Origin of the sequence: Desulfovibrio sp., assembly GCF_047607245.1 — a bacterium.
In the GTDB taxonomy this organism is placed as follows: domain Bacteria; phylum Desulfobacterota; class Desulfovibrionia; order Desulfovibrionales; family Desulfovibrionaceae; genus Desulfovibrio.
On sequence record NZ_JASGDK010000189.1, the window covers coordinates 1 to 7,456 of the forward strand.

The 7,456-nt window shown below is 54.4% G+C and carries 7 protein-coding genes and 1 pseudogene; 5 read left to right on the forward strand and 3 right to left on the reverse strand.

From position 1 onward, the window contains the following. From QM579_RS13705 to QM579_RS13715, 3 genes are all read left to right on the forward strand, one after another. A partial coding sequence (locus QM579_RS13705; protein ID WP_414999686.1) for a nucleoside-diphosphate kinase occupies positions 1 to 330 on the forward strand: 330 nt, incomplete at its 5' end. Between the two features lie 3 nt (positions 331 to 333). Then, the gene (gene proC / locus QM579_RS13710; RefSeq protein WP_414999687.1) at positions 334 to 1,164 is read left to right on the forward strand and encodes a pyrroline-5-carboxylate reductase; all 831 of its coding nucleotides are present in this window, start codon (positions 334 to 336) and stop codon (positions 1,162 to 1,164) included. Positions 1,165 to 1,445: 281 nt separating this feature from the next. After that, on the forward strand, positions 1,446 to 2,189 hold the full coding sequence (locus QM579_RS13715; protein ID WP_414999688.1) for a helix-turn-helix transcriptional regulator: 744 nt from the start codon (positions 1,446 to 1,448) through the stop codon (positions 2,187 to 2,189). A 27-nt stretch (positions 2,190 to 2,216) separates the two neighbouring features. On the opposite strand, the gene QM579_RS13720 is transcribed toward QM579_RS13715, so the two are convergent. Further along, on the reverse strand, positions 2,217 to 3,089 hold the full coding sequence (locus QM579_RS13720) for a DMT family transporter (RefSeq protein WP_414999689.1): 873 nt from the start codon (positions 3,087 to 3,089) through the stop codon (positions 2,217 to 2,219). Between the two features lie 517 nt (positions 3,090 to 3,606). Between QM579_RS13720 and QM579_RS13725 the strand changes: the two genes are divergently transcribed. Beyond that, positions 3,607 to 4,347, forward strand: a complete 741-nt coding sequence (locus tag QM579_RS13725) for a DsbA family oxidoreductase (protein WP_414999690.1) — start codon at positions 3,607 to 3,609, stop codon at positions 4,345 to 4,347. A 568-nt stretch (positions 4,348 to 4,915) separates the two neighbouring features. On the opposite strand, the gene QM579_RS13730 is transcribed toward QM579_RS13725, so the two are convergent. Next, a complete protein-coding gene (locus QM579_RS13730; RefSeq protein ID WP_414999691.1) occupies positions 4,916 to 5,929 on the reverse strand; it encodes an ABC transporter ATP-binding protein in 1,014 nt (337 codons plus the stop codon). Then, positions 5,923 to 7,047 (reverse strand): nicotinate-nucleotide--dimethylbenzimidazole phosphoribosyltransferase, encoded by a 1,125-nt coding sequence (gene cobT, locus QM579_RS13735; protein ID WP_414999692.1) that lies wholly within the window; start codon positions 7,045 to 7,047, stop codon positions 5,923 to 5,925. The genes QM579_RS13730 and cobT overlap by 7 nt, the downstream gene beginning before the upstream one ends. Positions 7,048 to 7,183: 136 nt before the next feature. On the opposite strand from cobT, the pseudogene QM579_RS13740 reads away from it, so the two are divergent. Further along, positions 7,184 to 7,456, forward strand: a pseudogene (locus QM579_RS13740) (peptidase); the annotation flags it as partial.

The window sequence follows — 7,456 nt, forward strand, 5'->3', positions numbered from 1 at the left end:
CTCAAGATTGTGGCCCTTAAAAGGTTGCATCTGTCCAAGGATCAGGCCGCGGGATTTTACGCTGTTCACCGCGACCGCCCTTTCTTCGACAGCCTGACGGATTATATGTCTTCAGGCCCTGTGGTCTGCGTGGTTTTGCGCGGTGAAGACGCCGTGCCGCGCTGGCGTGCCCTCATGGGTGCCACCAACCCCGCCCAGGCTGAACCCGGCACCCTGCGCGCCAAATACGGCCAAAGCCTCGAAGCCAACGCCGTACACGGTTCTGACGCTCAGGAAACCGCTGCCTTTGAAATTGGCTACTTCTTCGGTGGCCTGGAAATTTCGGAGTAAGCTATGACAATGCGCATAGGCTGTGTGGGCTGTGGCAATATGGGCGGAGCCATTCTGGCTGGGCTGGCCCGCAATGCAGAACAGAACAGAGATCAGGCCGACGCTTACGCGCTGTGCGGCTACAACCGCACAGCCTCGCGCATGCGTCCCCTTGAAGAAGCAGGGGTGCAGGTCATGCCAAGCCCCCTTGCAGTCGCTGAAAATGCAGACATCATCGTACTGGCCGTCAAACCGTACCAGATGCAAGAGGTGGTGAAGGAGCTTCGCCCTGCCCTGAATAAAGACAAGGTACTTGTGTCCGTAGCTGCGGGCATAAGCCTTCACAACCTTGCCCAATGGGCTGATGCACTTTGCCCGGTTGTGCGCTGCATGCCCAATACTCCGGCTCTGGTTGGCATGGGTGTTTTCGCCCTGTGCCTTGAAGATCCCAAGCTGTCCCACGACTGCAAGCAGAGTCTTTTACAAATGTTTGGCAAGCTTGGACAGTGCGTTGAGCTTCCTGAAGAGAAGTTCACGGCCTTTTCCGCCCTCATAGGCGCGGGTCCGGCCTATGTTTTCGCAATGATGCAGGGCCTCGTACAGTCTGGAGTGACTCTGGGTTTCACCCATGCCCAGTCGAGGCAGATGGTCACGGCCCTCTTTGCCGGGTCGGCACGTATGGCGGAAGAAGACGCCTCGTCCCTTGGGCAGTTGCGTGACAACGTATGCTCTCCCGGCGGGTTGACCATTGCCGGAGTCAATGTACTGGACCGTGCCGGACTCACTGGCCTTCTGGTTGATGCCGTTCTGGCCGCTGACGCGCGCGGGGCAGAAATGGAGCGCAGAGGCGGATAAAGTTTCGTCCATTTCCTGCAACAAGAGCTCGAATCGGCTTTCAGGCGTGCCTGAAAGCCGATTTTCCATAATGCTCCAAGAATTGTCTAAATAAATGATCTTGTGCCAAGGGCAAGGAGGAGGCATTTTTTACGAAAGAGATGTACTCTTACGGTACAGAGTAGGAATAAAAATGGTCTTTTGACGCAGCCAGTTGGACAAAAGAATCGTTTAGAAACAGTTCCTGACTCTCCCTGCGCGCCATTCTTTACATGCCTTGCGCCATCCTTCATACTTTCATAATGAACAAGGCTGAGCTTCTCTTTCATATCGCCCGGCAGGAGGGCCTTGAATTCGTCTTCACGTCTGGCAATGCATTATGCTACCCGATGCACACCCATATTTCAGTCTATACAATTACAATTGTTCGCCGTGGCATTGTGCGGCTCATCCGAAGGAATTCCACGAATATCTATCCCGCAGGCAGCGTCTATATTGTTGCCCCGCACGAAGCTCACAGCCCGCACTACACCGACAGGTTCAACATCGTTTCCCTTTGCGTTGATAAAAACCGCTTCAGCGAAATGCGCCAATCATGCCTTGTCACCAGTTGCCTGAAACATGCCCGTCTGCTTATGGAGCGGCAGCTGCTGCACGCCGATGACGTGCCGGGGCTGCTTGCAGGCATTGATACTATTTATGAAGCCACCGCAACAATGGGCAATCCCGGCATCACGCCACCGAAGATTCTGCAAGAGTGGGAACGCTGGAACGCCGGGCATGTACCAACCGAAATGGAGCTGCCTTTAAGCCGGTTTCACTTCATTCACAAATTCAAGCAGGAAACTGGCCTGACGCCCCACCAGTATCTTGTTCAAAGCCGCATGCGAAAAGCAAAAAAACTTCTTACTTCCGGCAGTTCCATTGCTGATGCCGCCATTGCAGCAGGTTTTTGCGATCAAAGCCATCTCAACAGGTGGTTCAACCGCAACATTGGCGTCACCCCGCAAACCTACAGACAATCCTGCTTCATGCTGGACATCTGACCCTGCGCAGCCTTCGCCTACGGGTATTTACGCCCTCCGGCTTGCCCATATAAAAATACCCAAGCTTGCCATAATAATGCCTCCTCCCGCAAAGGTCGGAAACCCAGGCAAGTTCTTTGTGACGCCATACTCCAGCAAAAGAGCCAGAAATGGCGTCATAAACATATAATTGGACACATTGCCCGTAGTTGGCGCGATGGAAAGAGCTTTTACCCACAGCACATAGGCAAGGGCACTCGGGCACGCCCCGAGAAAAATTACCAGCCACAGATGCGACGCTGGCGCGGTGCCAAGTTGTTCAACCGCATCGGGCATAAAGGGCGCAAGAAGCAACGTTCCTGCAAAAAAACTGTAGGCAGTAATGGTCAATGGTTCAATGCGCTTGGCGAGCAAACGCTGCATAATATTGTAAGCGCTTATGCAAAACGCGGCGGCCAGCATCCAGACCGTGCCGTCAGATATGGAAAAACTTCCGCCCCAGAGGGTCATGACAAGAATTCCGCAAAACGCCAAAGCTAACGCAATCCACCGCAGGGGACCAAGGTTTTCCTTGAAAAAAAGCTGCGCCAACAGCGCCGTAATAATGGGTGACGTTGAAATAATCACGCAGCTTGTTGTGGGGTTCAGCGAAGCAGACCCCATATTAAAAACAAGTATATACAGGGCAAAACCCGTAACCCCGGATACAACAAACCAGGGCAAGGATGCCATACCGGGAAAAGGCCTTTTTTTGACCACAAGAACGGCCCCCAGGCACAACGAAGCCACCCCGCAACGCAACAAGGCCAAAGAGGCAAAAGAAAAGCTTTCCAGCGCAATTTTTGTAAAAACATAGGCTGACGACCAAAGAAATACTGTCAAAAATGCATATATCTGGCTCATAAAAAGATTGCGCGGCATTGCCCCTCCTGTCCCCAATCTGAATTTCAGGCTTGCTGCCTTTGTGTATTAATGCATAGTTACCTGCTTTCCATCTTGGATAAAATTGCTGACCTGCATTTTCTCTTTCCTCTACCAAAGGTTTGTCGCCCATCCAGCTGGTTGCTTTTTGACTAATGCAGCCAGAGCGATAAATTCCTGTTGGCAGCATCGCATCACAACAGGATACATATCCTGTTACTGCACACCATATTTCGCGATGTGTGAATCATGTAATTTTACACTATCAATTTACAAATTATGCAGCATAATCAACACGAGAAATACTTCACACCATTTATACACCAACATAATCTTGACATAAAACGACAACTGACACACAAACATGCACGCACATAGATAATTCTGCCATAAATACTTTCACAATAAACAGATAGCATTTTCTGCAAGAAGTTTATCTGTCACAACATCACATATATTCGCTCGTCTGGTTTGCGCAGATCAATCCAGCCGCCACAGCGTCCAGAAGGAATTTTTTATGACAACCGCCACAAATCTGAACAAACCGGGCAAGATTCACGTGGAACTCTGGACAGACTTCATCTGCCCCTGGTGCGGCATTGGTGAACGGAACTTTCTGGATGCACTACAGGCCTTTCCCCACTGCAAAGAAGTAGATATTACAATTCGCTCCTTCAGGCTGCGGCCGGACTCTGTTCCCACCCTTGTCACAGATGTTCTGCGTGAAAAACGCGACCTGCTGCCGGACGAAATTGCAGCAGCAATCGACAGGCTGGAAAAACTGGGAGCTGAAGCAGGTTTGTCGTATCGGCTGGCGGGTTCGTGGTCGTGCGATACGATGGACGGGCATCGGCTGGTCAAGCTGGCGCAAAAAACACAGCAAAGCAAAGCTCTTTTTCGCAGGCTGTTTCGCGCGGCCATGTGCGAAGAGCAGGCTATTCACGACCCTGACGTTCTGCGCGTGCTGGCGCGAGAAGTTGGGCTTGCCCCTGCAAGCGTTGATGATGTTCTTGATGGGGACCAGTACCGCGATGACGTTCTGGCGGATGAAGCAGCTATGCGCGAACACGGCGGGCGTGGCATTCCTTTCTTTGTACTGAATGGCTGCCTCAATTATTCCGGCGCTCTTTCAACGGATATTTTTCTCAGTGCCCTGAACAAGACCTGGAACAGCAACACCATCAGCACCGACTGCGAGCAACAAAAGGATTTCGCGACACTTTGCGGGCCAGACGGTTGCGCCTTGCCCGGCAACTAGAGCATTTTGCACGTGAAATAGCCTCGTTACGGCGAGTAAAGCTCCCCTATGCTCATTTCATAGCACGAATTTACACGCAAGCCCCTGCAGAACAACTGACTCATTTCATTCGTAACCGGCTCTGTCCCGGCTAGCTTTGGCTATAGAACATCTTACATTGAAGATGCTCTGGCTACGGCTTGAACAAACGCTCACCGTGGAGGCGCAACGCAACCTCGTCCATTGTGATGAAAAAAACTACGGCTAAAGACAACTCTGCAATTCATTTGCACCGCAAACGCCATAAACAGCGTGCCTTGAACTTTGAGGGCATATATTCTCACAGATGCTCTGCCCGCATAGGCTACCCGGTTCTCCCAGTATCGAATTCTCCCGTGCGCAAAATTGTAATTTTGTGGCATAAGTAAAAATCTCAATGCAGATGAAAAGCCTCCGCATCCGATGATACGCATAAAAAAACAGGCCGCGTTTCAGGCAGCCTGTCTGTAAAAATTCGGTCAATCCTGCGAGTTTATTGGCAAATCATAACCTGCACGCGTATTCCGTACTTGTACTGCCTGGGCGTTTATCAGGCCAGCCAGCAGCGAACACGCCAGTTCGGGGCAAGTTCTTTCCATACCGGGGCCTCGCGGCGGCAGACATCCTGAGCCTTGGGGCACCGGGGATGGAAGCGGCAGCCGTTCGGCGGGTCCAGAGGGCTTGGCAGTTCGCCTTCCAGCGGCGCGGCAAGATGCCCGCCCCCCTCGCCTGTGGGCATGGCTGCCATGAGCGCCTGCGTATAGGGATGGGCAGCCCCGGCGAAAAGGTGCTCTGAGGGAGCCTCCTCCACGACCTGCCCAAGGTACATGACCACAATGTGCCTGCACAAAAAACCCACTACCGCAAGATCATGCGAAATAAAAAGGTAGGCCGGACCAAAATGCTCCTGCACATCACGCAGAAGATTGAGAATCTGCGCCTGAACAGAAGCGTCCAGCGCGGATACAGGTTCGTCGCAAACAACAATTTTTGGCCGGGTTATAAGGGCGCGGGCCACGGCAATACGCTGGCGCTGGCCGCCGGAAAACTCGTGGGGATACCGCCCTCCCATACCCTCAAGCCCAACAGTGGCAAGCATTTCTTCAGCCAGTTTGTGCCGTTCGGCGCGCGGCAAGTTGCGAGCGGCCAAAGGTTCGGTAATAGAGGCCCGCACAGAAAGGCGCGGGTTGAGAGAAGAAAAAGGGTCCTGAAAAACCATCTGAATCTGCCCGGCGGCCCAGCTGTTTGCCCCGGCAGGGGGCAGATTTTTGCCATCAAGCAGAACCTGCCCTTCGGACGGAGCAAGCAGGCCGCTGGCCAAACGCCCCAAGGTTGACTTGCCACAGCCTGATTCACCAACAAGACCAAGGCTTTCGCCGGAAAAAAGACGAAGGCTTACGGCGTCTACAGCTGTAAGAGAACGCTGTTCTGAAAAAAGCCCGCGTTTGACAGCAAACCGCCGCGATACATCCCGCAGTTCGAGCAAAGGGGCCGCATGGCGGCCCTCTGCTCTTTCACTTGCAGGACGCTCAGGCGCGTTAACGCTGTCGGACACGGTCAGCATGTCTGTTCCGCCACCCCAGCAGCACCAAAGGTAGCCATGTCATTATAAATGTCGGCGGCGCAGCGCAACAGGGCATAGGCTACAGCCCCGCCTGTGCCTTCGCCCAGCCGCATGTCCAGATGCAGCAGGGGCCGCTGCTCGGGGGTCGCCTGTTGCAGACGGGCAAGGGCACGGCCGTGGCCCAGTTCTGCAGAAGCGTGAGACAAAATTGCATAATCAGCCAAAACCGGGCATATGCGCAAAGCCGCCACATAGGCCGCACTGCAAATAAAACCGTCCACCAGCACGGGCAAACGCCGCGAGGCCGCGCCCAGCATGATGCCGCTCATGACTGCGATTTCGTGACCGCCAAGGGCCGCCAGAATTTCCACGGCATCGCCGCCGCTCACAGCGTCTTTATTGGCTGCCAGCGCGCGCCCCACGATCTGGGCCTTGTGCCGCACCATGACCGGATCAGATCCGGCCCCCGGCCCGGTCATCACATCCGGGTCAAGATCCAGCAGCGCGCAGTAAAGGGCCGTACCCGCTGTGGAGTTGGCAATGCCCATTTCTCCCACGCCAAGACACTGGTAGCCTTTATCCGCAGCGTCGTGCGCCAGCTTTACCCCGGCGCGCAAACCTTCAAGGCAGGTGTCCACGCTCATAGCCGGGCCAAAGGTCATGTCTGCCGTGCCGTCACCAAGGCGGCATTCCAGCAAAATAGGATGCGCAGCAAAGGGGCCGCCAGCGCAGCCAGCGTCCACCACGCGCAAATCCATGCCCGTACTGCGGCACAACACGTTGATGGCCGCGCCGCCTTCAAAAAAATTCTGCACCATCTGGCGCGTCACAGCTTGCGGAAAGGGAGAAACCCCCTGAGCCGCCACGCCGTGGTCGCCCGCAACGGTCAGCATGAGCGCCGGGCTTACCCGCAGGGGCAACTGCCCTTCGCGCATGGCGTAAAGTCTGCGGGCCAGATCTTCAAGTCTGCCCAGACTGCCCTTGGGCTTGGTAAGATTGTCAAGATGGGCCTGAGCCGCGTCCATGTCCTGCTGGCGCAGAGGTTCGATACGCAGGTCGGGAAAAATACGTTCAAGTGCCGATGCTGACGAGAGAACTCGCGAAGTATTGTCGTTCATGATTTTTTTTCTAGCCTTTCCCCACGCCGTGCGCAAGGGTGCCTGTTGCCAACGGCAGGAATATGCCGGACAGCCCTTTACGATTGCCTGAACGTGCTTATTATGACGGGCAGAAGAAAACCGAGGAAATTCTCCAATGACGCAAGCGCTCGCAACCATATACGCTCAAGTCCCCCACAGGGTCCGCTCAATGTGCGGGCAAAGGCATTTTTGCTGTATCAAACGCACCGTTGCGTGGGCTCTTTACTGGACGCTGCTGACATTTCTTTCCAGCGGCCTGATAGCCCTTGCTCCGCCGCCCGCAGGCGCGGCCCCGCAAGAAGGCAGCCCGCGCATAACACCTGTGGTTCGTGCTGTTCAGTCGGTAACTCCGGCGGTGGTCAATATCACCAGCACGCACATGATACAG

Bases quoted from the DNA above. Each gene is read 5' to 3' on its own strand.
- QM579_RS13720 (WP_414999689.1), bottom strand. From the start codon at position 3,089: ATGCCGCGCAATCTTTTTATGAGCCAGATATATGCATTTTTGACAGTA.
- QM579_RS13715 (WP_414999688.1), top strand. From the start codon at position 1,446: ATGAACAAGGCTGAGCTTCTCTTTCATATCGCCCGGCAGGAGGGCCTT.
- QM579_RS13725 (WP_414999690.1), top strand. From the start codon at position 3,607: ATGACAACCGCCACAAATCTGAACAAACCGGGCAAGATTCACGTGGAA.
- QM579_RS13730 (WP_414999691.1), bottom strand. From the start codon at position 5,929: ATGCTGACCGTGTCCGACAGCGTTAACGCGCCTGAGCGTCCTGCAAGT.
- cobT (WP_414999692.1), bottom strand. From the start codon at position 7,047: ATGAACGACAATACTTCGCGAGTTCTCTCGTCAGCATCGGCACTTGAA.
- proC (WP_414999687.1), top strand. From the start codon at position 334: ATGACAATGCGCATAGGCTGTGTGGGCTGTGGCAATATGGGCGGAGCC.